Consider the following 25244-nt stretch of genomic DNA (forward strand, 5'->3'; position numbering starts at 1 on the left):
CAACGAGACTTGACCTTTTGTAAAGGGTTTTCATTATACGGATATAACATTTGTTAACATCTATCAAACGTTATAACGTATATATCTTTTTTACACTCTTATTATATTGCCCTAATTGGAAAAAATCAACTTAAACGCACGATTTTTTTTATTTTTTTCTTCTTACACTTAGGAATCCTTTTTTCAACAGGACTCTACTTAGTTATCCATAGAAATCCAATTAATCCTGCTCATAATTCACGCTATATATAATAAGGATATACTTAATTAAAAAAGATGGCGTGCATCCCCAATAAAATAACCATTAATCCCCCTAAGATATTAGCCTTATTTCCAATGAGAGATCCTAGTTTTTTTCCGAATGTCAATCCAATATACGAAAGAAATAAAGCAACAAAGGAAACACATAAAACGGCTACTATAAAGAAATCATAAATCAATCCGTATGTAATTCCAGCGGCTAAGGCATCAATACTCGTTACAATACCAAAAGCTGCTATAACTTTAAATGATAACTGTTTCCCTTGACTCAACTTTTTCTCACTTACCTCAATATACCCTTCGCCCGATTTATCTAGTGCCTCCTTTATCATTCGAACACCGAGCACAATTAAAAATGCACCTGCAATTAGGTGATTATAAACCGTCACCTCACCACTGACAAATCGTAACGAAAGTAGACCTAGTATGAATAACAGGCCCTGAAAAAAGCCAAATGTTCCTGCTATTTTCAAGCGATTTCCCCATCGATGGGCCATGCCATCCATTCCAAGTGTCACTGATACCGCAAAAGCATCCATGGCAAGGGCAATAGACATAAGCATAACGATTACTAAATAGTTGTTCAACGACTTTCACCCCAATTTTAGTTTAAATTTATCTTTATATCATATCGAAGCTCTAGCCAATATATGCTTAAAACTTTCTTCGTTTAACGGTTTCATCAATTTTTACTAAATGGTGCCTTGACTTTCCATTATTTACATCTAAAATAAGTACTACATGCAATTTGAAAAAGGATTAATCGTTGAAAAATCAGATTTATTTAACTGATCCGTCTCACAAAAAGACTAACGATTGTGGTGAATCTACTGTCACCACTGAGATAAATTTCTTTTTCTCGGGAAGTCATTTCCTAAAACAAAGAACCGTATCCTAGTATTCATCACACACAACTCAAAAAAAGGGGGGAAACTTTTGATTACTTTAACGAATGTTCAAAAAACTTTTACTGTGAACGACACGACTATTAAAGCTGTCAACAACGTTAATTTATCCATAAGAAAGGGAGAAATTTTTGGAATTATCGGATATAGCGGAGCGGGAAAAAGCACATTAATCCGAATGCTCAATCTACTTGAGCGTCCAACAGGCGGGACAATCCTTATCGACGGGCAAGACTTAACTCAAATCTCTGCAAAGGAGCTACGACTCGCTCGCCAAGAAATTGGGATGGTTTTTCAACATTTCAACCTCCTATGGTCTCGGACCGTGTTTGAAAATATTGCTTTTTCATTAGAAATTGCAGGCGTTAAAAAGGCAAAAATCAAAGAACGTGTCACCGAATTGATCGAATTAGTCGGATTAAGCGGGAAAGAACATAACTATCCTAACCAGTTGAGTGGTGGTCAAAAGCAACGCGTTGGAATCGCGCGAGCTTTAGCCAACAATCCACATGTTTTACTTTGTGACGAGGCCACATCGGCACTCGATCCACAAACAACAGATGAAATTTTAGATCTTCTCGTTCAAATTAATAAAAGATATCAACTAACTATTGTGCTTATTACACATGAGATGCACGTGATTCATAAGATTTGTCATCGTGTTGCTATCATGGAAAATGGAAATATTGTTGAACAGGGTGACGTCCTAGATATTTTCTCTTCTCCGAAACATTCCGTAACCCAGCGATTTGTAAAGCAAATTTCCCATGAAGATAACTCCCTCAAAACGGCTCGTCATCTCGCACATGAGTTTCCAAATGGAAAAGTGGTCCTACTCAAATTTTTAAAGGAGAAAGCGGAACAGCCCTTTATCACGAATATCATTCGTAACTTCAAAGTTGATATTAACATTATTCAAGGTAAAATTTTGCATACCCAAGAGGGAGGCTATGGATCTTTATACATTCATTTAACGGGAAGCGAAATTAATCCTGCCCTAGACTATTTAACACGGGAAGGTGTAGAAATCGAGGTGATGACTTAATGATTTTATCAGTATTACCCCATGTTAATTGGGACAAGATGCTATCGGCGACTATTGAAACATTATATATGACACTCGTTGCCTCAGTATTTAGTTTCTTATTAGGAATCGGTCTTGGACTTATCCTATTTCTAACGGGGCCTGGGCAACTGTTAGAAAACAAATGGATTCATCGATTTTTTTCGGCATTCGTTAATATCTTTCGATCAATTCCGTTTGTCATTTTAATTATCCTTTTATTAGATTTCACTAAATTACTAGTTGGAACGATGCTTGGGCCAAATGCCGCTTTGCCCGCCCTTATTATCGGAAGCGCCCCGTTTTATGGACGTCTCGTTGAAATAGCGTTCAGAGAAATCGATAAAGGCGTGATTGAGGCATCACTTTCTATGGGAGCCTCGATAGGCACAATAATCAAAAAGGTTCTGATCCCTGAAAGCTTACCGGCTCTAATTTCTGGGATTACAGTCACAACCATTTCACTCGTCGGTTACACGGCAATGGCGGGTGTTATCGGAGCCGGTGGGCTTGGAAATCTTGCCTATTTAGAGGGATTTCAACGTCACCGATTTGATGTCGTTATTGTCGCAACCATCATTATCTTGCTTATTGTTTTTGTGATTCAATGGATTGGGGACACTTGTTCTCATTACCTCGATAAACGTTAAAAAATTAATTCTTTTGTTAAATCCTTAATCAACGATTAAGATTTAAATATATGATTTTACAGGGGGAGATTTAAGATGAAAAAACTAGCCTTAGGTTTATGTAGTTTTGCAGCAGCGATTTCACTCGTCGGTTGTGGGCAAAAAACCGATGAAGCAACAAAATTATCAGTGGGTGCCTCTGCGGTACCTCACGCAGAAATTTTAGAACAAGTTCAACCTATTCTTAAAGAAAAGGGAATCGATTTAGACATCACTGTCTTCCAAGACTATGTCTTACCTAATACAAGTGTAGAAGAGGGAGAACTTGATGCAAACTATTTTCAACACATTCCATACTTAGACACCTTCAACAAGGAGCACGGAACTCACCTCGTGAATGTGGGTGGAATTCATATCGAGCCCATCGGGATTTACTCAAAAAATTACACTTCATTAGATCAACTACCAGATGGAGCGACCATCATCATGAGTAACTCTGTTGCCGACCACGGCCGCATGTTAACCCTATTACAGCAAAACGGTCTTATTAAATTAAATCCAGATATCGATTCAACCACAGCAACAGTTGAAGACATTACTGAAAATCCTAAAAATTTAACTTTTAAAACAGATATCGATCCTGGTCTTTTAGTCACTGTTTATGAACAAAATGAAGGTGATGCCGTTTTAATCAATACGAATTACGCCCTAGACGGAGGGTTAAATCCAATGAAAGATGCCATTGTTCTAGAGGATAGCCAATCACCTTATGTTAACATCATCGCGGTCAAAGAAGGAAACGAAGACAATGAAGCCGTTCAAGAGCTCATTGATGCTTTACACTCAGAAGAAATTCAAGATTTTATTAAAAAAACTTATAAAGGTGCCGTTGTTCCTGTTTCAGAATAATCCCAACAAAAGAGAGAGATTTTTAATCTCTCTCTTTTTATTTTTAAATCATATTTCTCATAAAAATGGAAAAAATAATAGTAAATTACTGTCGAAATTTGAAATATAGTATATAATATTGAAAAAGGAAAGGGTGAGATTTATGATTCAATTTAAATCAGATTTAAATCTAGAAACCGAGGAACGTCCTCTTATTATTGGGGTTTTCTCTGATTTCTCACATCAAGATATTTTTCAATTAGACCATTTATTAAACAACCAATTAACAACAGCTATAAAAGAAGGCGTTATTCCAACAAAATTTAAAGCAGTCACTCCAATTTATCCTCTTGGAAAAATTAACAGTAAAAAATTATATTTTATCGGATTAGGAAAATCAACAGAATTTACATTTGAGAAGGCTAAAGAAGCAATTGGAAAAATCACTAAACTAATTAAAAATGAGGCTATATTATTATTAGAAACTTTTCAATCACCAACTACCTCTATCAACGAGTTGGCTACCTTATGTGCCGAATCCATTACATTAGCGACCTACAAATTTGATTGTTATAAAACGGAGCATCCACATACTGAGCCTGTCACCTTATCTATTTATGCACAAGAAGATGTAACTTCTGATTTAACTCGTGGTGTCATTTACGGAGAAGCAACCAATGATGCCCGACAATTATTCAATCAACCTAGCAACCATCTGACAGCCACTCATTTAACCGATCATATCAAAAAATTTGCTAATCATCATCACTTAGACATTCATATTGTCGAAAAAGACGAAATGAAAAAACTAGGGATGGGTGGAATTCTCGGAGTAAACCAAGGATCAACTGAACCACCAAAACTTATCGTTGTAAAATACCAAGGAAATGCAACAAGCAATGAGGTTACTGCCTTAGTCGGTAAGGGAATCACCTTCGACACTGGAGGCTATTGTTTAAAACCCCGTTCAAGTATGGAAGGAATGAAAGGAGATATGGGCGGAGCTGCTTCTGCTTTCGGTGCTTTTCAGGTTGCCGTGCGTCTTCAATTACCTGTTAATTTATTACTTGTTATTCCGGCTACAGATAATGTGATTAGTTCTCACGCGATTAAACCCGGTGATGTTCTTAAAACCATGGACGGAAAAACAGTTGAAGTGACAAACACCGATGCTGAGGGACGTCTCATTTTAGCCGACGCTCTAACATTTGCTAAGCAGTTAGGAGCCACTAAAATTATTGATTTGGCAACATTAACTGGGGCCATCATCGTTGCACTCGGGTCAGATATTACGGGTGCATTTACAAACAATCAAGCTTTCTTAAACGACTTCCAACAGGCGGCTGATCAAGCCATTGAATATATTTGGCCAATGCCTCTCCATCCTCGTGATCAAAAATCAATTCGTAATAGCGAAGTCGCTGATTTAAATAATGCTCCTCTTGGAAAACCAGGAGCGATTATGGCAGCTGCATTCCTTAAAGAATTTGTAGGTGATACCCCTTGGATTCACCTTGACATCGCAGGAACTGCCGAAGCAAAATCTGCTTACGATTTAGGTCCAAAAGGTGGAACAGGGGTCATGGTTCGTACGATTGCAAAATATTTAGAATTACATCGTTAAAATAAAAAAGGGATATCGTCTAAAGATATCCCTTTTTCATGTTTTTATCATATTCCTCATGTACTATCATAAGCTAGATACTAACTATGAAACAATGATGGGGGATTTAATATGACAGAAATCGTCAAAAACTTTGAACACATCCTTTGGTCCTACTTTGCTATTCCAACCTTAATGTTAATTAGCCTAATCTTCACCTTCTATTTTAAAGGAGCGCAATTTAAATTTAAAAAAATGATTCAATGCTTAACAAAAAAAAATCCTCATAGCAACGTGTCGTCTTTCCAATCCTTTACGATGGCCCTCGCCGCACGTGTCGGTGTCGGTTCTTTAGCAGGAGTTGCTCTAGGAATTTACATTGGCGGCCCGGGAAGTGTCTTTTGGATGTGGGTCAGCGCCTTAATTACCGCCGCTTCTTCTTTCGTCGAGAGCACACTTGCCCAACTCTACAAAAAAAAGGATGGTGATCTTTACGTTGGGGGACCTGCCTATTATATTAAATACGGAATGAACCAAAAAGGATTTGCAATCATCTATGCCTTTATTATCGTTTTAACCTATACCTTTGGTTTTAGCGCCATTCAGGCAAATACGATTGCGACCTCTTTTCGAGACGTTTTATCGATCCCACCTTTATTAACTGGGGTTGGTTTAAGCCTCATTACTTCAATGATTATCTTCGGTGGTGCTTCAACGATTGCTAACATGACCTCAAAAATCGTTCCAATTATGGCACTATTTTATATCGGGATGGGACTTTTCGTGATGATGACCCACCTCGACTATGTCCCAACCTTTTTTATCACCATTTTTGAGGATGCTTTTCGACCTTCGCCTTTAATTGGAGGAACCGTGATGTATACCGTCATCACAGGTGTTAAACGAGGCGTTTTCTCAAATGAGGCAGGGATGGGATCTGGGGCACATGCCGCTGCAATGACCAATAGTGACTCTCCAACCGATCAAGGATATATTCAATCTTTTGGAGTCTATGTCACAACTTTATTTATTTGTACCATTACTGCCTTCTTGATTATGGTCACTCATGCGACAGAGGTTGGAAGTTTATCAAGTAACGGAATTGAACTCACACAATACGCCCTCACTCAGCTATTTGGTCCCATCGGCGGAATCATTCTCTCTATCTCCATCTTTTTCTTTGCCTTTAGTACGATTCTCACTGGATACTACTACGGGGAATGTAACGTCAAGTTTTTATGGAAAAATGAAAAGATTTTGACAGTTGTTCGAATCATTGTCTTACTCGTTATTTTAGTGTCATCTATCGGATCGGCCTCGCTCATTTGGTCACTCGTAGACGTTGGGGTCGCCCTTACTGCAACGATTAATGTGATGGCTCTGTGCTATCTTGCTAAAGAAGTTAAAAAAATCATGAATAAGAAAAAGTCGTAAAGCTTATGCTTTACGACTTTTTTCTATTTCGATGAAGTTTCTAAGAATTGAACTAATGAACAAGGTTCCTCTTCTTCGTATAAACGAACTGAATCTTTCACCGTTTTATGAATCTCTTCTTTAATTTCGTCTAATTTTTTTAAAATAGTATCCGTATGGAACGTTTCCACGTTGTAATATAAGAACAAATCTTCAAACGCGTTAGCTGTCTTGTTCAACTCCTGATTTACTTTAATAAAGGAGTGAATATTTTTACTTTTCGCTGCATTTTCAAAGTGCTCTAAATCACGACGGATCATTTCAACCACATCTTCTTCGTTTTCGTATTCTTTTAAAGGAAGAGGATACGGTTTAAGACGCTCTAGGAAATAATGATTGGAACGATTAATGTTATAAACGTACGACAGTCTAAAATCCCCCACCATAAATCTCACGTAACAACATCTTGAGTTTAATTGGAGAACTTCTCCTCCCATTTGACGTAACTTCATTTCGTGTTGTTCAGCTTCCATGTTTAAAACATTTCCATTCGTAAAGCTAGAAGCATTCGAATAATAATTTCTATTTGCCATAATTTGATTTCCTTTCCGATTCAACATCCCTATTTCTAATTTTAAAATTCCAATTTAATTATACATAAAAGATAATTAAATAAATCATCGAAATAAAGACTGAAATGAGCATTAATGGGAAACCAATTTTTAAGAAGTCACCAAATGTTAATTTATAACCTTTTTTATGTAACATTCCGCTGACAATAACGTTAGCAGTTGCTCCAACGACACTACCATTTCCTCCAAGGCAAGCCCCCAATGCAAGTGCCCACCAAAGTGATGTTGTATCCATCCCTGTGGCACCGATGCTATGAATCAGTGGAATCATCGTCGCAACAAACGGGATATTATCTAAGAATGCTGAGGCAATGGCTGCTACCCATAAAATTAACATCGTCGTCACAAATACATTACCATGAGTTAAACTAATTAATTGATTAGCTACCACCTCGATAACCCCTATTTCTTCTAGGGCACCAACCATAATAAATAGTCCCATAAAGAAGAAAATAGTCGGCCATTCCACCTCGGTTAAAATTTCTTCTACATCTACTTTACTGATTAAGAGTAAAATTCCAGCTCCTAATAAAGCAATCGTTGCCGATTCAAGTCCAAATGATTGGTGAATCGCAAATCCAATAATTGTCCCTAACAAGACAATCCCGCTTTTTTTCAGTAGGACAGGGTCGGTAATTGTTTTCGTTTCATCAAACTCAGCTATTTTAGCCTTATTTTCTTCACTAATTTTCAGTTGAGATCCGTAAATAAATTTCAATAATAGTAGAACCACAATGAAAATCACAACAACAACTGGTCCTAAGTTAATAAGGAAATCCATAAATGAGAGATTGGTAGCTCCACCGATCATAATGTTAGGTGGATCTCCGATTAACGTCGCCGTTCCACCAATATTAGCCGTTAATACTTCGGTAATTAAAAACGGAACAGGATTTAGTCCCAGTGTTTCCGTAATTACAAATGTAACCGGAGCAATTAATAAAATTGTCGTCACATTATCAAGTAGCGCTGATGCAACGGCAGTAACAACGGAGAAGTAAAGCATAATCTTCCATGGACTACCCTTCGACAGTTTAGCAGTTTTAATCGCAATATATTGAAAAATTCCTGTTCTTTTCAATATATTAACGATAGTCATCATTCCGACTAATAACCCAATCGTATTAAAGTCAATGACGTGAAAAGCTTCTTCTTGCGATAAAATATGAAATACAACCATCGCAATTGCTCCAAGTAGGGCAACAACTGTGCGGTTTAGTTTTTCAGAAATAATAATTCCATACGCAACAAGGAAAATAATAATAGCTGGTAGAAAATTCGTATTTTCCAAAAGTCTCACACCCTTAGTTTGCTAAAATATCTATACTCAAATAGGCTTTAGTAAAAAGATGCTATGAATTAAATTTCATAACCATTAATCTATGAAAATTAATAAATATGAAGCTTAATCCATACCTTTTCATACCCCCTATTTGAACTATTTTACCGAATAATGTAAAAAAAAGTCAAGATAATTGAATGTTTTTCTAGCATTGCTATACCCTTTCATAAAAATTATCTTTTTTTTATACTCTTCTATTACTATCTATCGTTTTACGTTTTTTATTCATTCTTTTGCAACTTTATCCAATAATATTTGATCCTAAATCTTTACCTTTCTCTAACTCATCATCCTATCTGAAATTTTATTGAATAAAATTAATAAATACCTATCAATAGAGCCATCCAAAATCGCCATACTATATAAATGAAAATTATTATTTATCTATTGAAATCCACTACATTCATATGAGGTAAATATATAAGTCGTAGGCGTTTCAATTTAATTAACGGAGGCTAGATTCATGAAGGCACCACGAGACAGTCAGTTCCTAGGAACAGAAAAAATTAATAAATTGCTTTTCTCATTATCCATGCCCGCTTTTATCGCCATGCTCGTGAGCGGAATTTATAATATTGTAGACACGATTTTTGTTGGAAAGGGTGTCGGGACGTTAGCAGTTGGCGCCATCGGCATTGTCTACCCGATTCAAACGATGTATACTGCTTTTGCACAAATGGTTTCCATCGGGTGTGCCTCCGCTCTTTCTCGGAGTCTTGGTGCCAAAAATAATGAACGCGCTAACCAGATTACCACAAATGCCTATGTACTCACTCTCATCATTTCTATCTTACTAATGATAATAAGTTTCTTCTTTGCGGATAAATTGCTTTACTTATTTGGATCGAATGAAGAATTGATTCCACATGCGAAGGACTATTTTTTCGTCGGCATCTGGGCGATTCCGTTTAACGCATTCGCTCTGCTAGCAAGCGCCGTCTTTCGTGCTGAAGGCGATATCAAAATTTCCATGGTTACTGTTTTAATCGGAGCCTTGTTTAATATTGCACTTGACCCCTTATTTATTTTCACCTTTCATCTTGGTATTACCGGGGCTGCATGGGCAACCGTTATTTCCCAAGCGCTCGCGACTGCTTTCTCACTCTTTTTCATTTTAAGTCACCGAAGTGTTGTCAAATTTGAGCGGCGTTTTCTCCTACCTAATGTTAAGGTCATGACCTCCATTATTAGCGTCGGTTTTTCCGCCTTTGCCCGAAATGCCGCAAGTTCTCTCTTTGCTCTCATTACAAATGCGACGTTAAGAAATCTAGGTGGAACCGTGGCACTTACCGCCTTTGGAACCGTCAACCGAATCATTTCCCTTTTCTTTTTACCAATTATGGGGATTAACCAAGGACTCCAACCAATTGCTAGTTACAATTATGGGGCCAAACAACCGGAGCGAATTAGACAGGTCGTCAAGCTGGCACTTATTTACACCACTCTTATTGGGGCGATTGGCTCAGTGACAGGATTTTTATTCCCACACTTTTTAATTAAACTCTTTACCAAGGATGCCGATTTAATTTCTCAGGCAACTTTTGTCTTAAGACTTCAACTTCTTTTCTTCTGGACCATCGGGCTCCAAACTGTGGCCTCTACGTTCTATCAAGCACTCGGACGCGCCATGCCCGCCCTCTTTCTCTCCATTCTAAGACAATTTATCATCCTCATCCCATTGATTCTCCTCTTACCTCGCTTCACCAACCTTGGACTCAACGGTGTCTGGTACGCCTTTCCTATATCCGATTTTACCGCCTTTTTAATCTGTGCCCTCGTCTTATGGAAAGCGTGGCACCATCTTAAAAAAACTGAATCTCCCGTAAAATAGAAAAAAGCCAGAATTTCCTGGCTTTTTTCATTATTATAAAAACAAATTTCTTTTTGGGGCCTCAACAAGTAAATTTAATTCTTTTAAAAAAATTTTTTTCCTCTTCCTTAGAACGAAATGCCGTTTTAGCTATCACATCTATGAATTTTTTATAATTCTTTTCGTATAAATAATACTTCTCTTTATACTCAATCACGTGATACACCTTTAACTCAGCACTGCGTCATCATACTCTATTTTGATTTTTCCTTTTTTAACAGTCGTCGTTTTAGCCCCCATAAAATACATATTCTTTTTAATAATTCTATTAAATACCGCTCTTTTGGTGCACCACTTCATCATAGGTTTACGAAATCCAACAGCGACTCCCCATAAAGACAGCTCTGTGACACAAAGAATTAATTGTTCCACCAATTCCTCAACTAAATAACTTGGCGTCGGATAAAAATAAAGATAGTAAATAGTATAGATGAACACATATAAAAGAAAAAGCGGAAATAAAGTTCCAACGATAATATAACAAAAAATAAATCGGAGAGGTGACCTACAACTAATTAATAGAATCCCCTCCACCAATTCTTCTAATGATGTTTTATATCTTAACTCCATTTTATCATCCCCTTTTCAACATCCTCTGTCGTTTATCAGTAGTATTAGGCGGTGGTTACTCGCCTATCCCCCTCCTAAATACAAATAAACCCCATCCGAAATCATGAATTAGATCCGCCTTCTTTTCTACTTCCACCACCAAATACCCCAATAAAGGAATTTTCTTTTGAACCTCTCAGTTGGTAAATTAATAATAGATAAAAAATCTTCCTTTTCTTCCTTAGAACAAAATAATTCACATGGAATAATTGCTACTATTAAATACTTTTCTCCATAAAGATACAGCATATCATCTTTTTCTAAAATATACTTTAATTCTACAGTCATTTCTCTATTTTCATAAATAATTTTTATCTTATTATCTAAAGGTATGATTTTCTTTTCTTCCACAAGATGTGGATGCTTTTCTAATAGTTTTTTAAACTAGATTCTGTATCGTAATCTTAGCATAGGACCTATCATAAAAAATGCAACAGTTGTAGTTATAAAAAGACGAACAAAAATCATCCATGTATTGAGAGTTACACCATAATAGAGAAGATAAATTAGGTATATCAACGTACATATTGGTAAAACAATTCTCAAAAAAATAATTCCATAATAATATTGCCATTTAATTCGACACGTTCTTAACACTCCTGCGTCAATATAATCCCCCAATGAAGACTTATATTTTAACTCCATTTTATCATCCTCTTTTTCTATATCATCAGATTTTTCTATATCATCAGAGAATTTAATTCCCCTAATTTGACAATCAATTTTTAATATAATCCTCGATACAATATGTTTTTACTCGGATACTCTACAGACATATTTAAAATCTCTAAAAATAACTTTTGCTCACTTGCCGATTTAAAGAGATAATGGGGAATCACATCAATTACCTGATAATCCTCAGTGAATAAGTAATACTTTTTATTATTTTCCACTAGGTGACTAACAGCTATATCTCTTGCATAATCTTTGTATTTTACGGTAATACGTCGATCGTAGATAACCATCGTTTTAGGCTCAAACAGATAAGGTCGTGTTTTCAACTCACGCTTTAACCCTCTTTTTATGTGAAATATTATATTTCTTTTTTGTAGCAGAAAGACCATAACTATAAAAATTATACTTCCCCCAGTAACAATAAGCCATCCTTTTAAGAAGTAATCAAAGTAATCTAAGTGTTTTCTATACTTATATAACTGCATCAATTGACCATATACGGTATTAAAAGGAACAAATAGACGAATAAATGCAACATGCATAAAAAAGAAAAGTTTACTTTTTAAATTACTTAATAAATTTGCCTCAACCCAACCATCCAATGTCAATTGACAGTTTAATCCCATTTTATCATCCCCTTTTCGACATCATCATAGAAATTAATCTTCCTAATTTGATAATCAATTTTCAATATAATCGCCAATAAAGGATATTTCTTTTTACCGCTTTAATAGGTGTATTAAGGGTTTTTAAAAATAGTTCCTTTTCAACACAATTTTTGAAAATATTTTCAGGTATAATATCAATTACTCGATTATCAGAGTATAAATAAAACTTCTGATTAAAGTTCAAGATGTACTTAACATCAGTATCTATTTTATTTTCAGATGAATAATGAAGATGAACTTTCTGGTTTTCAACCACCATACATTTCTCTTCAATCAAATATGGACTTTTTAATAAGACTTTCGAAAAATTTTTCTCTATTAATTGGACCATGCGCCGTTTTTGTAAAAAGGCTATTCCAATTAATAGAATAACAGTCGTCGCTCCTAAAAAAATAAAACTATCTAAAAAGCAATTCTGCATGAATAAATAAACTGTATAAGCTAGAATAAACATAGGCAACAGAACACGTAATACAACAATACTAAAAAAGAAAATGATTGGTCTATCCCATACAAGCAATAGGCTTGCCTGAATATAATCTTCTACTGATGTTTTATACCTTAACTCCATTTTATCATCCCCTTTTCGACATCCTCTGTCGTTTGTTAGTAGTATAGCACGATACCTTACTTAAAAGCTATATGTCCGTCAATACCAATTATTAGACTCTCTTTGGCTTTCCTCTTAAATCTCTAACAAAAAAATCAATAACCCTTTATTTCGTTTATTAACTTTTTTCAAAAATCTCATGTCACTTTGATGGCAGTTTGCAAGAGCCTTTTTGATTTAAAATGAAATTTGTAAGGAGATAAACATAACTCCTTGCATACAACTTTACATCTTGGAGGTTTTTATATGGCAACACAAAAACTGATTCTCCCCATTAATAAAACACGGGTAACTGCCGGATTTAAAAACACAAATTATTTAAATCAATTTGGTTTTCGGCATTACGGAATGGATTTAACCGAGACGGGATCTAATCGAACCATTTGGGGTAGTGGAAACGGACAAGTTTTAGAAACCGGATTTGATAACGTTCTAGGAAATGTAGTTATTATTCGCTACGATCAATGTCAATTAAAAAATGGAACTATTAAAAACCTGATTCAACGTCTCTTCCACCTAGATCGTGTGGACGTCACGAAGGGACAATCTATTACAAAAGATACACGTATTGGGCTTTATGGATCTACTGGACAATATGCAACAGGACCACATCTCCATGTCGAATTTGATACAGATGTTAACTATCCAACTTATAGCCCTACTCTAGGTAAAAACTCTAACATCATCAAAGCCGGGACCGACTCTGTTTTAAATCCAGCCGATGTCATGTTTGTTAAAAAATCGGCACCAGATAATCAATCAGTTGTTGGGGCATCAAATTCAGATTGTTGGACAAATTCTGATTTAGCCTTTCCAACATATTCCGGAACTACTTCCTCAGGTAACGGTTCTTCTTACTTTCCAATTCCTAACTACTCAGGTGGCTCATTTGTCGATGCCTTAAATTCAATCGGTGTTGACTCTGGTTTCGATTCTCGTGAACAAATTGCCAATGCGAATGGGATTTCTAATTACACGGGTTCAGCCGACCAAAACGATACTTTACTTTCTCTATTAATGAAAGGTCAGTTACGTCAACCCGGTTCTTCCGGTGGTTCAGCAGGCTCTTCTTACTTCCCAATTCCTAACTACTCAGGTGGCTCATTTGTCGATGCCTTAAATTCAATCGGTGTTAATTCTAGTTTCGATTCTCGTGAACAAATTGCCAATGCGAATGGGATTTCTAATTACACGGGTTCAGCCGACCAAAATGACACCTTACTTTCTCTATTAATGAAAGGTCAGTTACGTCAACCTGGTTCTTCCGGTGGTTCAGCAGGCTCTTCTTACTTCCCAATTCCTAACTACTCAGGTGGCTCATTTGTCGATGCCTTAAATTCAATCGGTGTTAATTCTAGTTTCGATTCTCGTGAACAAATTGCCAATGCGAATGGGATTTCTAATTACACGGGTTCAGCCGACCAAAATGACACCTTACTTTCTCTATTAATGAAAGGTCAGTTACGTCAACCCGGTTCTTCCGGTGGTTCAGCAGGCTCTTCTTACTTCCCAATTCCTAATTACTCAGGTGGCTCATTTGTCGATGCCTTAAATTCAATCGGTGTTAATTCTAGTTTCGATTCTCGTGAACAAATTGCCAATGCGAATGGGATTTCTAATTACACGGGTTCAGCCGACCAAAATGACACCTTACTTTCCCTATTAATGAAAGGTCAGTTACGTCAACCCGGTTCTTCCGGTAGTTCCTCTGGTGGCAGCGCGGGTGGTAACGGAGCAAGCGATATTGGTCCTGTCAATGGTTTAAGCGTGCGAAAAAATTTAGTTTCAAGTCAAAAATACTCCATTAAAGCCCCTTATCCGATGGACCCCGTCTACATTACTGTCCACAACACCTATAATGACGCCTCTGCAGAAAATGAAATTGCCTATATGATTCGAAACGATAACGAAGTCTCTTTTCACTTTGCGGTGGATGATAAAGAAGCCGTGCAAGGGTTACCATTAAACAGAAATGGTTGGCATGCAGGTGATGGTAGCGAAGGAACCGGAAACAGAAAGTCCATCGCTATTGAAATCTGCTACTCAGAATCCGGTGGCGATCGCTTCCTTAAAGCTGAAAAAAATGCAGCTAAATTAATTGCTGCATTAATGAGATACTTCAATATTCCATTGTCTAACGTTCGTACACACCAAAGTTGGAGCGGTAAATATTGTCCTCATCGCACACTAGATTTGGGATGGAATCGTTTTGTAAAAATAATTGAAAAAGAATTAACAGTTAATGAAGATCATAACGAATTAGTTTTTAAGCAAATGACAGATCTTTGTAAGTTAGCACAACAGTACATTGCTACGCATTATCCTAATATTATGGATACAAATCCACTTAAGTTAGCTTTACAGTATTATAGACATTCACAGTATAACGGAACAGCATGGACCGCAGTAGCGGGCCCTTTAGATCAAGGGTATGTAAATTATGTCACTACGAAGTACCAAGGGGATATTATTAGTTATATTATAGACCCAGTATCAAATGAAGTAATTAATTTACCACATCTCTGTGTAACTTTAGAAACACCTGTCTTCTTATGGGGATCAGAGTTTTTTCAAATTGCCGATTACGCTGGGTGGGCTGGTGATTTAGTTTCCTTAATTAAAAATATTAAAAATAAAATTGGTGAAAGTAGTGATGTTAATCAAATAGCAAAAGCTACTCACTCTTTAATTGGAAATGAAGATACCTATTTTAGCATGGAAGACTATTATTCCGATATAGACGCAGTGAATATGTATAAGCTTTATCAATCAAAAAATTATAACAATCTAGGAGAATTATTTAGAGATTATTATAAAAATTACGTTCAATTACGAACTACAAAATTTATGAAAAATAGGTTTAACGGAGCAACAAGTCTAGAAGGCATTGAGAGACAAGTATGTGAGGTGATGAGAAATTACTTATGGGTGGAGGCAATAGCTCATATTGTCGGAATTCCTTCTATTTCAGAATCAGAACTAAAAGGATTAGCTAAAGGATTTGCTCTAAAAGTCATCGAGTTATATTTAATCGAAAATAAAAAAACCTCTTAATCAATCACTTTAAAATGTAATCTATTTATTACTTACAAGTTAAACGATGCGATGCGGTAGTAGAGGCTTTCATGTTGAAGATTACCATAGATGGATTTTACTTATTTAATTGGTAAGATGTACTTAATGAAATTAATCTTTTAATGACCGCTCAACTTCAGCAGATTATATAACCAATGATTAACTGAGTCCAAAAATTAAACCTCCTATTTCCTAATAGAGTGACTGTAATTCAAAATTATTTGGAGCAGTGAAATAGATTGTTTGAGCATAATCTCCATATAGAGTAATAGTGGCATTAGTATCATCATTCCATTCAATCAAAACATTCGAAGCGTCAAAGTTCTCATGGCAAACTATGTTTACCTCTGTTCTTATGCCATCATCCACTTCTATATAAAACATATATTTTCCATGAAAACCGATACCTCTTTGGATAATTGAAAGAGTATAATTTTCATTAGGAGAAGAGCTTTCAAAAATAACTTTTTCGTTTGTTACTTCTCTAAAGGTAGATTGGAAAAAGAGGAAAATTGCAATAAAAAAACAAATAATTGGAAGAAGGCATCCAATTAAAGCAAGAAGGCATCCACACCCATTAGCCCTTAATCTGTGTTTCTCTTCTAATTCATTCATAAATAAATCTCTCCTTATTATTTTATATTCTATTCACTTTCCTTTAGTTACCGTCGATGGAGAGATTAGTTTAACCCCATCCTTAGCAGGCCCATTTAAAACACTTAACTTAGATATTAGTCCTGAGAAAAATGTTATCAACTTATTAGGCGCACTCGATCGTGGCCAAATTGCATATCGATTCGATAAAAACAACTTATTAATGACACTTCAAAGCATTTCATTTGAATCTGACTTTGACAAAAATATAAAAACGCGTTATGAATTGGAAGGCGATAAGGTTATCATTACTTTAGAATCCTCAACTGTATATCAAGACAAAAATTTTCCAACAAAACTCTACCAAAGAATTATTATTACCATTCACGTTAATACCCCTGGGTCTTATACGCTAAAAGTTCCATTAAAAGATTCAACGCCTGCAAACCAATTAAAACCAAATACATATATCGATTATAATACCACCTTCGGAATCACCGGAATCGCGATTCTGTTTATATATGGTTTATACACTTTAATTAAAAACAAACCTCAATTTGATATTCTCCGTATGTGTTTCCAGTAACCTGAGACTAAAAGACATTTCTAAAAATAGACTTAGGAAATAGTTATTATAAAAGGAGCCGTTATAAAGGCTTCTTTTTTCGATTTAAACTATAAAAATAATCTTCGTATTGGACGCTCAACAGGCAGACCAACCTCCTTTAAAAATAATTGTTCCTGTTCCTCCGATTTAAAAATAGACTTAGGAATTACATCTAATTCTGTATACTTCCCTGTATATAAATAATACCTATTATCATATTCAATAATATGATTTATATCAATATTTAATTTCCGTTCTCCATAATCAAAAATTGCATGATGTCCATTCACCCTCAATATTTTCTCCTGTAATAAAAGTGGATACATTCGAAATGTAATTTTAGATAAAAAAGTCTTTTGAATCCATCTAGCAGATTGCTTTCGTGTAAGAGTTATTACAAACCATAGCGTTATCACTCCCATACAATTAAATAATTGAAAAAGGAGGCCTTCTAAATCATATCCAGACTTATAATATATATGAATATAATAAATCGTATGAAATAATCCATAGAAAAGAAAGATCGGAATTGCAACTCCCATAAAGATAATCGCCCCATAAAACCGTAAAGATGTCCTACTCATTACTAGTAGGTAAACATTTACCCACTCTTCTAATGATGTTTTATACCTTAACTCCATTTTATCATCCCTTTCTCAATCTCCCTTGTCGCTTATTAGTAGTATAGCACGGCACTTACTTAAAAGCTATATGTCCCTTAATACCAATTATTAGCTTTCTCCTTTGAATCTTTCGACATATAATTATCCTATTATAATTCACTTATCATAGGCATTCTTCTCTATAAGGGAAAATGTCCAATGAAAAAGCGTGATTTCTAATTAATCACGCTTTTTCATTATAGGCCGTTTATTTTTCCTCATCATCTTTCTCTTTTAGACTGATTAGAATCTTTTTTATCTTATCGGGCATAACTACTCCACTAAATGATATATTTTGCAAAATAGAAATTCCTTCATTACTTAAATAGAAAAATATAATAGCATTTTTCAAGGTGTTATCTAAAAAAAGTACATTATAATCTAGAGTATGAGCGATAGCTACAAGTAATAAAATAAATATTTTATTACTAATCATGGAATTCAACAGTTTAAGCGAGACATTGTGATTCATTGCTTCATATAACAACTTTGTAAAAAATTCGGTAACGATAAAGAAAACTAATGTAAGCAATAAGTTATTCATTTCACCAAATAAAAATACCATAACTCCACTCGTAATAATGCGATTCTTATTGAGTCTAAGAAAACTTCTCATATTTAGCACCTAACCTTTTATTAAAGAATCTCCTCCCTTTTATATATTAAATAAAACAGTCTTTTATTTTTTTATAAATTACAAATATTTCTTCGTCCGCATTCAGAATCAAAAGATTATACAGCCGTCTAATTCCGTCCCTCTTTAATCGATGGATTTGTCGTTCACTATAACTTAATGAAAGACTTAACCTAATACCTGCTCCTGATTTTAGGCTATCCCCCATATAAAATTCCTGCAAAATAGTCTGTATCGTCTCGGGCAATAGATTCCACGATTTTTCAAACTCCTTTAAATAATAATCAATCTCCTTATCTCTTAAAACTTTATCTTTAGATATTTCTCGCTCCCTATTACTTGAAATTAATTTTATTCCTTTTAAATCTTTATATAATCGAAGCATACCTATTACAACTTCTTTCGCCCCCTTATCCATCCTTACTAAGCGAGTAACATCTAGCATAACAATCATCCATTCATGTTCATTTTTTAAATTTACTTATAAAATTGACTTCTTATCATCTGAAACTAAATATTTAAAATAATGACTAACTACCTACATTTACAAAATTAACCACTTCTTTGTTACCCAATGATACCCGTTATCGCCACTTTATCAATATCTCTTAATTATTTCCAAAAAGGAGTTTATATGTACTAGCAAAATTAATTGTGGCGTTTCGTTTATAGGTCGCCACTGTTCTTTCTGAAACATTTAGTGCCTCCGCTAGCTTATAATTAGTTAGTCCTTCAACATAAGATAAAATAATGATTTTTCGATCCTGTTTTTCTAATGCTGAAAAGCAGTCTTCAATATTAGATTCTAATTGCCTATGCTTTTCGATAATAGCAGTATGATTTTTTTCTAACCTTCTGTTTCCATCTTTTTTTATAATAGGAACCTTCCTATCTAACTCCTGTTTTTCATCGAAAATTCCCTTCACTAACTCCTTCTCTTCTTTCCACTCCAAACGTATCATCTCCTCACCTTAAAGATTACTCTTTCATTAAAAGCCTAAATCAACGCAATCACTGTGCAATTAGACTGCAAATAGCCGCCGCTATTTTATCATTAAAGAGTTTTCTCGACTATTTTCTCAAAAATAACACAAAGAGTTGTGAAAAAATAGTGATAAAAATCACCCTATCAGAAGAAAGAATTTGCATTTTTTTTACACTCCAGCTGCACAACCTATCTGATTAAATTAATTTGTCGATAACGACGAAAATCCAATTTAACTTAAAGGAGTGTACCTATGGAAACCAAAAGAGATGAAAGAGTAGCAGAAGTTCAACAATGGTTGAACGATACATACGGAAAATATGAACCCTCTGGTCGATTCAATACGATTGAAGTCAATGGTAAAACTGGATGGCCAACTATTTATGCCCTACGACGTGCGTTACAAATTGAGTTGGGGATTACACAAACTAGCGATGCTTTTGGACCGACCACCTATAGGCAATGTCCAGCTATTAACCAAGGAAGTGAAGGTAATCTTGTTTATATTGTTCAGGGAGGTTTATGGTGCAAAGGATACAATCCTGGTGGATTCACAGGTTACTATGGAAATGGAACATATGATGCTGTTAAAAAACTAAAAGCAGACATGGGATTTCCCACTGCGTCAGGAAATATGAATCGAGATATCATGCGCGGATTATTAGATATGAGTGCATTTACTTTATTACCTGGTGGGAGAGAAGAAATTCGTGAAATTCAACAAAAACTAAATTATGAATACTATGATTTTTATCAAATTTGTCCATGTAACGGTTTATATGATCGAGACATGAATAAAATGCTAATGTATGCTTTACAAAAAGAAGAAGGAATTTCAGCATCTGATGCAACGGGAGCATGGGGTCCAACAACAATTGAGAGATGTCCAACAGTATCATTAGGAGATTCTAATGTTTTTGTTACTTTAGTTAAATATGCTGTGGTTTGTAATGGATATTCAATTAATACGTCTTCAAGTGTTTATGACGCTGAATTAGAAGCGACAACGAAAGATTTTGCTAATTCATTATTAATTGAAAAAACGCCAAATAAAATTGGTTATTCAATTATTCGATCTTTATTGAGTAGTAACGGAGATACTTCACGTTCTGCAAAAGGTTGTGATACCTCTACACGATTAGATCAAAATAAAATTGAAACACTAAAAAATCATGGATATGAAATCGTTGGGCGATATTTAACAAATGTAGAAAATGGAACTTTAGATAAAAAGATGACTAAATCAGAAGTTGAGCTTATCTTAAAAAATGGATTATCTATTTTCCCAATCTTTCAAGAATACGGGGCCGCGAATTCTGCCTTTAATCAACAACAAGGATATACCCATGCTCAAAAGGCGGTTCAGGCAGCTTATGACTTATGTATTCCAAGCGGAACAACGATCTATTTTGCGGTAGATTACGATCCACAAGAGGCTGAAATCACCAATTACGTCTATCCTTATTTTAAAGGAATTAACCAATACTTTTCCCAAATTGACTCTCCCTACAATATTGGAGTTTATGGAACACGGAATGTATGTAGACTATTAAGAAAATATGAAAATGCCACATTCAGAATTGATAATCTTTTTGTTTCAGATGCTTCCTATGGATTTAGTGGAAATTTAGGATTTACAATGCCAGAGTTATGGGCATTTGATCAATTCGCAACTGATATCACCATTGGTGAGGGAAATGGAAGAATTAGCATTGATAAGGTAGCTATATCTAGACTTGATAAGGGATTTAATTTATTAAGTAAGCCTACACAAATTGGGCAAGTCTATAATTCATTAATAAAAATTGAAAGGGTTGCGCGTACTTATTTAGAAAATAAGGGTACAAGCGCAACAGCACAAAATATCAATTCATTAACTTTACAGTACTTAAGAAAATTAGGAGGCTACGGTGAAGAGTATACACCAACTCAAATAGCAGATTTTACTGCTACACTTGAAAAAATCAATCTCAAAATCTCTTATGTACAAACAGAAGAAGAAAAATATGAACTTTTAAACAAATTTATTACGCAATATAATCTCAAACGAAGTAGTATGAACACTTTGTTATGGTATTGTACTGCTGGTCCAATTGATGGTGATTTCTGTAAATTAGTTGACAGTGAGCTAACAGACTTAACACTTAATTTTATTGATCCTGTCACTTCTTTAAATTATGACTTCTATCATATGGCAGCAACCGCGCATGGAATAGACTATATGCACCCTCTTCTTTCTTTTATTGAAGAACAAATTAATTTGTTTTCAGGATGGGGAGGAGATTTAACAACCTTTGCAAAAGATGTTTATAACGGAACTGAAGGAAGTAAAGATATAAACTTTTTAAATCAATTTGCAAAATCACATATTTGTAATCCACAATACGATACTTTATTCAGTCTTGAAGATTATATTAGTGACATTGATGCCGTAAACATTGGACTCTTGTTAAAAAGAGATTATTTTTCAGCTTTATTTCAAGAGTATTTTATTACTAATGCCAAAACAAATTGTTTTAAGCGATCAACACTATATATTAAAAATAATTTTTCTGGGGATATTAAGCAATTTTATAACCTCTGCGATGAAATAAATAAAGGAGATGGGATATACTGGGGATTTAGATTTGTGCTAAACGGGCCCTTTCTAGACACAATATATTATGATGCTGCAAACGAAGCCTTTAAAAATTTTGTTACAAATGAGGTAAGTAATAGTCGTTAATTGTTAAAAATAAAAAAAGGAACCTAATAACCTATTTATGGTCTATTAGGTTCCTTTTTCGCTTAATATCTTGGCTCTTTGGTACTATAACACTTATAGAGAAGTACTAGTTCTATAATTTTTTGGGGGGTGAAATTACCTGGATCAAAAATTATATAACCAATACAGTGCGACGTTAATATAAGCACTAATAAAAGTCATAAGTGGAATACCAATGAAGAGTACGAGTAGTGATTTTTTCCATCCAATCCATTTATCGGCGAGATATGATTTGTCTAAAATCCGTTTTATCAACAATATTTCGCAAAAAAATATCGCATACCATACTAATTGAAGTTGGATGAGGAAATAATCTCCGTGAACGTAATCTCCGTTATTGACGACCAACGTCGATGCTAGAAGTCCCCCAATTATCATTATAAAAATTAAAAACAACCAAGCGATTAATTTATCGTTTTTTAAAATTTTAGTAGAACAACACCATCCAGTAATCAATAAGAAAATAACATAAATCGGGTTAGAAATAAAAGCATAACCGTTCCAACCTAAGCTAGCACTTATCTCCTTCATAATGTATACACTGATGTAAAAGATAGATAGCTTACCACACAAAAAAGCATTAACCATCCAAAAAGCAACAGAGAGCGGCTCTCTTTTTCTTACCGATTTTAAATACCGATAAGCTAAATAAATCAAACAAAGACCATATTGAAATACATCTACAAACCAGGTTACGTATAACAGTAATACACCCAGTGCTAAAAAACTAAAATCAGTATCCTTAAAAATAAAATACGCTAACGTGGGAAACAGAATATGTACGATAAGCATAAGTGCTGGAATAGATGCTATGACTGGTAATAGATGATATTTTTCTATAAATTTTAATCGTTGATATTTACTCCTCATATGTTCATCCCCTCCCTTTTTAATAATCATAAGTATAGCACTAAATAAACGAAACTTGAAGGACCGTCCATTAATTATCCAAGCATAATCAACAAAAATCATTCCCATCTGTTGTATTCAAACGGATGGGGATGAAACAACTTTTTACCTTGACCAAAAATTATTCAAGACAATTATAAATAAAAAGCAAGATTCAGTGCACCTTTAGTGTACAGCAAATCTTGCTTTTTTTCGATACGTGTTATAATTACCCACTTACAATTAAAGTATGGATTGCTAGTTTCTATTTTTAAGTTCATTATCAAGTTTTATCTCAAAGAGAGTTTTTATTTAACACTTCCTTAAATAAAAATATTTCAGCAAAAAATGAAATGTTTGCAAATAAAAACATAATTGTCTGATGCAATTCAATACCATAAAAAAATGCATTCAAAAAATGATATATAATAAAAATAAATATTAGATTAATTATACGGGTTTTATTTTTAAATCTTGTTACCGAACACCCCCACCCTATGCTCAATAAAAGAAGACCATAAATAAACTTATTAAAAAAGCATGTATCATACTGAACAGGAAAAATATATCTATTATAATCAGCAGTTATTATAAAAATAATTAATAATATACTAATAAAAACTCTATTAATTAACCTAAAAGTAGGAGATAAGGGAAGTTTCCTCCTTAAAGTGCTAAAATACATATATATTAGATAAGGAAAAAATACAAATAAATTTACCAAATATAAACACCCAATAGTTGGAATCACCAATATAAAAATAAGTAAAGCCGCCTCATGTGATACATCAAAATTTAACACCGAGAAATCAGGTAATAATTGGTATAAGATAAATGTGATTGCTGGAATAGATGCTATGACTGGTAATAGATGATATTTTTCTATAAATTTTAATCGTTGATATTTACTCCTCATATGTTAATCCCTTCCTCCTTTTAATAATCATAAGTATAGCACTGAATAAACGAAACTTGAAGGACCGTCCATTAATTATCCAAGCATAATCAACAAAAATCATTCCCATCTGTTGTATTCAAACAGATGGGGATGAAATAACTTTTTACCTTTGTCAAAAATAATTCCAGAAAATCGTAAATAAAAAGCAAGATTCAGCGTACAGCGAATCTTGCTTTTTTTCGATACGTGTTAATTACCTGCTTATGTCCTATTTATGGTCTATTAGGTTCTTTTTTCGCTTAATATCTTGCTAGCCCGAATAGGATATAAAAACTAATAAAAGTCATAAGCGGAATACAAATGAAGAGTACGAGTAGTGTTTTTTTCCATCCAATCCATTTATCGGCGAGATATGGTTTGTCTAAAATCCGTTTTATCAACAATATTTCGCAAAAAAATATCGCATACCATACTAATTGAAGTTGGATGCAGAAATAATCCATATTAAATGCGACCAACGTCGATGCTAGAAGTCCCCCGATTATCATTATAAAAATTAAAAATAACCAAGCGATTAATTTATCGCTTTTTAAAATTCTAGTAGAACAACACCATCCAGTAATCCATAAGAAAATAACATAAATCGGGTTAGAAATCAACTGATAACCTTCGTTACCTATAGTAATCCTCGTCCCCTCCATAATGTATATACCGATGTAGAGGATAGATAACTTACCACACAAAAAGGCATTAACAATCCAAAAAGCAACAGGTAAAGGTTCTCTTTTTCTGACCGACTTTAAATACCGATACGCTAAATAAATCAAACAAAGACCATATTGACATACATCTACAAACCAGGTTGCGAATACCAACAATACCCCCAGTGCTAAAAACCTAAAAGCAATATACTTAAAAATAAAACCCTCTACTGTAGGAAACAGAATATGTACGATAAGCATAAGTGCT

The 25244-nt window shown here is 34.5% G+C and carries 22 protein-coding genes; 8 read left to right on the forward strand and 14 right to left on the reverse strand.

The genetic code is table 11. From position 1 onward, the window contains the following. Positions 1–263: 263 nt before the first annotated feature. The gene (locus tag AACH31_RS11150; RefSeq protein WP_338617640.1) at positions 264–848 is read right to left on the reverse strand and encodes a manganese efflux pump MntP; all 585 of its coding nucleotides are present in this window, start codon (positions 846–848) and stop codon (positions 264–266) included. 349 nt (positions 849–1197) lie between these two features. On the opposite strand from AACH31_RS11150, the gene AACH31_RS11155 reads away from it, so the two are divergent. The 5 genes from AACH31_RS11155 to AACH31_RS11175 all read left to right on the forward strand — a co-directional run bounded on the left by AACH31_RS11155 (position 1198) and on the right by AACH31_RS11175 (position 6783). After that, positions 1198–2211 carry a methionine ABC transporter ATP-binding protein gene (locus tag AACH31_RS11155; RefSeq protein WP_338617643.1) on the forward strand — a complete coding sequence of 338 codons (1014 nt, stop codon included), beginning with the start codon at positions 1198–1200 and terminating at the stop codon, positions 2209–2211. Continuing rightward, complete coding sequence (locus AACH31_RS11160; protein ID WP_161832419.1) at positions 2211–2879, forward strand: methionine ABC transporter permease; 669 nt, start codon at positions 2211–2213, stop codon at positions 2877–2879. The genes AACH31_RS11155 and AACH31_RS11160 overlap by 1 nt, the downstream gene beginning before the upstream one ends. Positions 2880–2954: 75 nt before the next feature. Further along, positions 2955–3767: a MetQ/NlpA family ABC transporter substrate-binding protein gene (locus AACH31_RS11165; RefSeq protein WP_338617646.1), complete on the forward strand. Its 813-nt coding sequence runs from the start codon at positions 2955–2957 to the stop codon at positions 3765–3767. A gap of 142 nt (positions 3768–3909) precedes the next feature. Then, positions 3910–5370, forward strand: a complete 1461-nt coding sequence (locus tag AACH31_RS11170; protein WP_338617648.1) for a leucyl aminopeptidase — start codon at positions 3910–3912, stop codon at positions 5368–5370. A 111-nt stretch (positions 5371–5481) separates the two neighbouring features. Further along, a complete protein-coding gene (locus tag AACH31_RS11175; protein WP_338617651.1) occupies positions 5482–6783 on the forward strand; it encodes an alanine/glycine:cation symporter family protein in 1302 nt (433 codons plus the stop codon). Between the two features lie 23 nt (positions 6784–6806). On the opposite strand, the gene AACH31_RS11180 is transcribed toward AACH31_RS11175, so the two are convergent. Further along, entirely contained in the window at positions 6807–7355 is a 549-nt protein-coding gene (locus AACH31_RS11180) for a hypothetical protein (RefSeq protein WP_161832422.1), read from the reverse strand. A gap of 58 nt (positions 7356–7413) precedes the next feature. Beyond that, positions 7414–8685: an ArsB/NhaD family transporter gene (locus AACH31_RS11185; protein WP_262953870.1), complete on the reverse strand. Its 1272-nt coding sequence runs from the start codon at positions 8683–8685 to the stop codon at positions 7414–7416. Between the two features lie 514 nt (positions 8686–9199). On the opposite strand from AACH31_RS11185, the gene AACH31_RS11190 reads away from it, so the two are divergent. After that, on the forward strand, positions 9200–10567 hold the full coding sequence (locus AACH31_RS11190) for an MATE family efflux transporter (RefSeq protein ID WP_338617653.1): 1368 nt from the start codon (positions 9200–9202) through the stop codon (positions 10565–10567). 207 nt (positions 10568–10774) lie between these two features. On the opposite strand, the gene AACH31_RS11195 is transcribed toward AACH31_RS11190, so the two are convergent. The 4 genes from AACH31_RS11195 to AACH31_RS11210 all read right to left on the reverse strand — a co-directional run bounded on the left by AACH31_RS11195 (position 10775) and on the right by AACH31_RS11210 (position 13129). Next, entirely contained in the window at positions 10775–11176 is a 402-nt protein-coding gene (locus tag AACH31_RS11195) for a hypothetical protein (protein ID WP_338617654.1), read from the reverse strand. A 126-nt stretch (positions 11177–11302) separates the two neighbouring features. Continuing rightward, on the reverse strand, positions 11303–11566 hold the full coding sequence (locus AACH31_RS11200; protein WP_338617656.1) for a hypothetical protein: 264 nt from the start codon (positions 11564–11566) through the stop codon (positions 11303–11305). 374 nt (positions 11567–11940) lie between these two features. Next, positions 11941–12516, reverse strand: coding sequence for a hypothetical protein (locus AACH31_RS11205; protein WP_338617657.1), 576 nt, complete (start codon positions 12514–12516; stop codon positions 11941–11943). Positions 12517–12577: 61 nt separating this feature from the next. Further along, positions 12578–13129, reverse strand: coding sequence for a hypothetical protein (locus AACH31_RS11210; RefSeq protein WP_338617658.1), 552 nt, complete (start codon positions 13127–13129; stop codon positions 12578–12580). Between the two features lie 285 nt (positions 13130–13414). Here AACH31_RS11210 and AACH31_RS11215 point away from each other — a divergent pair, with 285 nt between their 5' ends. After that, positions 13415–16222: an N-acetylmuramoyl-L-alanine amidase gene (locus AACH31_RS11215; protein WP_338617659.1), complete on the forward strand. Its 2808-nt coding sequence runs from the start codon at positions 13415–13417 to the stop codon at positions 16220–16222. A 213-nt stretch (positions 16223–16435) separates the two neighbouring features. Here AACH31_RS11215 and AACH31_RS11220 read toward each other — a convergent pair whose 3' ends face one another. From AACH31_RS11220 to AACH31_RS11240, 5 genes are all read right to left on the reverse strand, one after another. Then, a complete protein-coding gene (locus AACH31_RS11220) occupies positions 16436–16858 on the reverse strand; it encodes a hypothetical protein (RefSeq protein ID WP_338617660.1) in 423 nt (140 codons plus the stop codon). A gap of 654 nt (positions 16859–17512) precedes the next feature. Beyond that, positions 17513–18085, reverse strand: a complete 573-nt coding sequence (locus tag AACH31_RS11225; protein WP_338617663.1) for a hypothetical protein — start codon at positions 18083–18085, stop codon at positions 17513–17515. Between the two features lie 229 nt (positions 18086–18314). Beyond that, on the reverse strand, positions 18315–18671 hold the full coding sequence (locus AACH31_RS11230) for a phage holin family protein (RefSeq protein ID WP_338617664.1): 357 nt from the start codon (positions 18669–18671) through the stop codon (positions 18315–18317). Positions 18672–18768: 97 nt separating this feature from the next. Beyond that, the gene (locus tag AACH31_RS11235; RefSeq protein ID WP_338617665.1) at positions 18769–19185 is read right to left on the reverse strand and encodes a hypothetical protein; all 417 of its coding nucleotides are present in this window, start codon (positions 19183–19185) and stop codon (positions 18769–18771) included. Between the two features lie 163 nt (positions 19186–19348). Next, positions 19349–19693 (reverse strand): sigma-70 region 4 domain-containing protein, encoded by a 345-nt coding sequence (locus tag AACH31_RS11240; protein WP_338617666.1) that lies wholly within the window; start codon positions 19691–19693, stop codon positions 19349–19351. A 285-nt stretch (positions 19694–19978) separates the two neighbouring features. Here AACH31_RS11240 and AACH31_RS11245 point away from each other — a divergent pair, with 285 nt between their 5' ends. After that, positions 19979–22450: a glycoside hydrolase domain-containing protein gene (locus tag AACH31_RS11245; RefSeq protein ID WP_338617667.1), complete on the forward strand. Its 2472-nt coding sequence runs from the start codon at positions 19979–19981 to the stop codon at positions 22448–22450. A 144-nt stretch (positions 22451–22594) separates the two neighbouring features. On the opposite strand, the gene AACH31_RS11250 is transcribed toward AACH31_RS11245, so the two are convergent. Beyond that, the gene (locus tag AACH31_RS11250; RefSeq protein WP_161832743.1) at positions 22595–23359 is read right to left on the reverse strand and encodes a hypothetical protein; all 765 of its coding nucleotides are present in this window, start codon (positions 23357–23359) and stop codon (positions 22595–22597) included. Between the two features lie 1215 nt (positions 23360–24574). Next, positions 24575–25150 carry a hypothetical protein gene (locus AACH31_RS11255; RefSeq protein WP_161832742.1) on the reverse strand — a complete coding sequence of 192 codons (576 nt, stop codon included), beginning with the start codon at positions 25148–25150 and terminating at the stop codon, positions 24575–24577. Between the last annotated feature and the right edge of the window lie 94 nt (positions 25151–25244).

Source organism: Turicibacter faecis (assembly GCF_037076425.1).
Classification (GTDB): domain Bacteria; phylum Bacillota_I; class Bacilli_A; order MOL361; family Turicibacteraceae; genus Turicibacter; species Turicibacter faecis.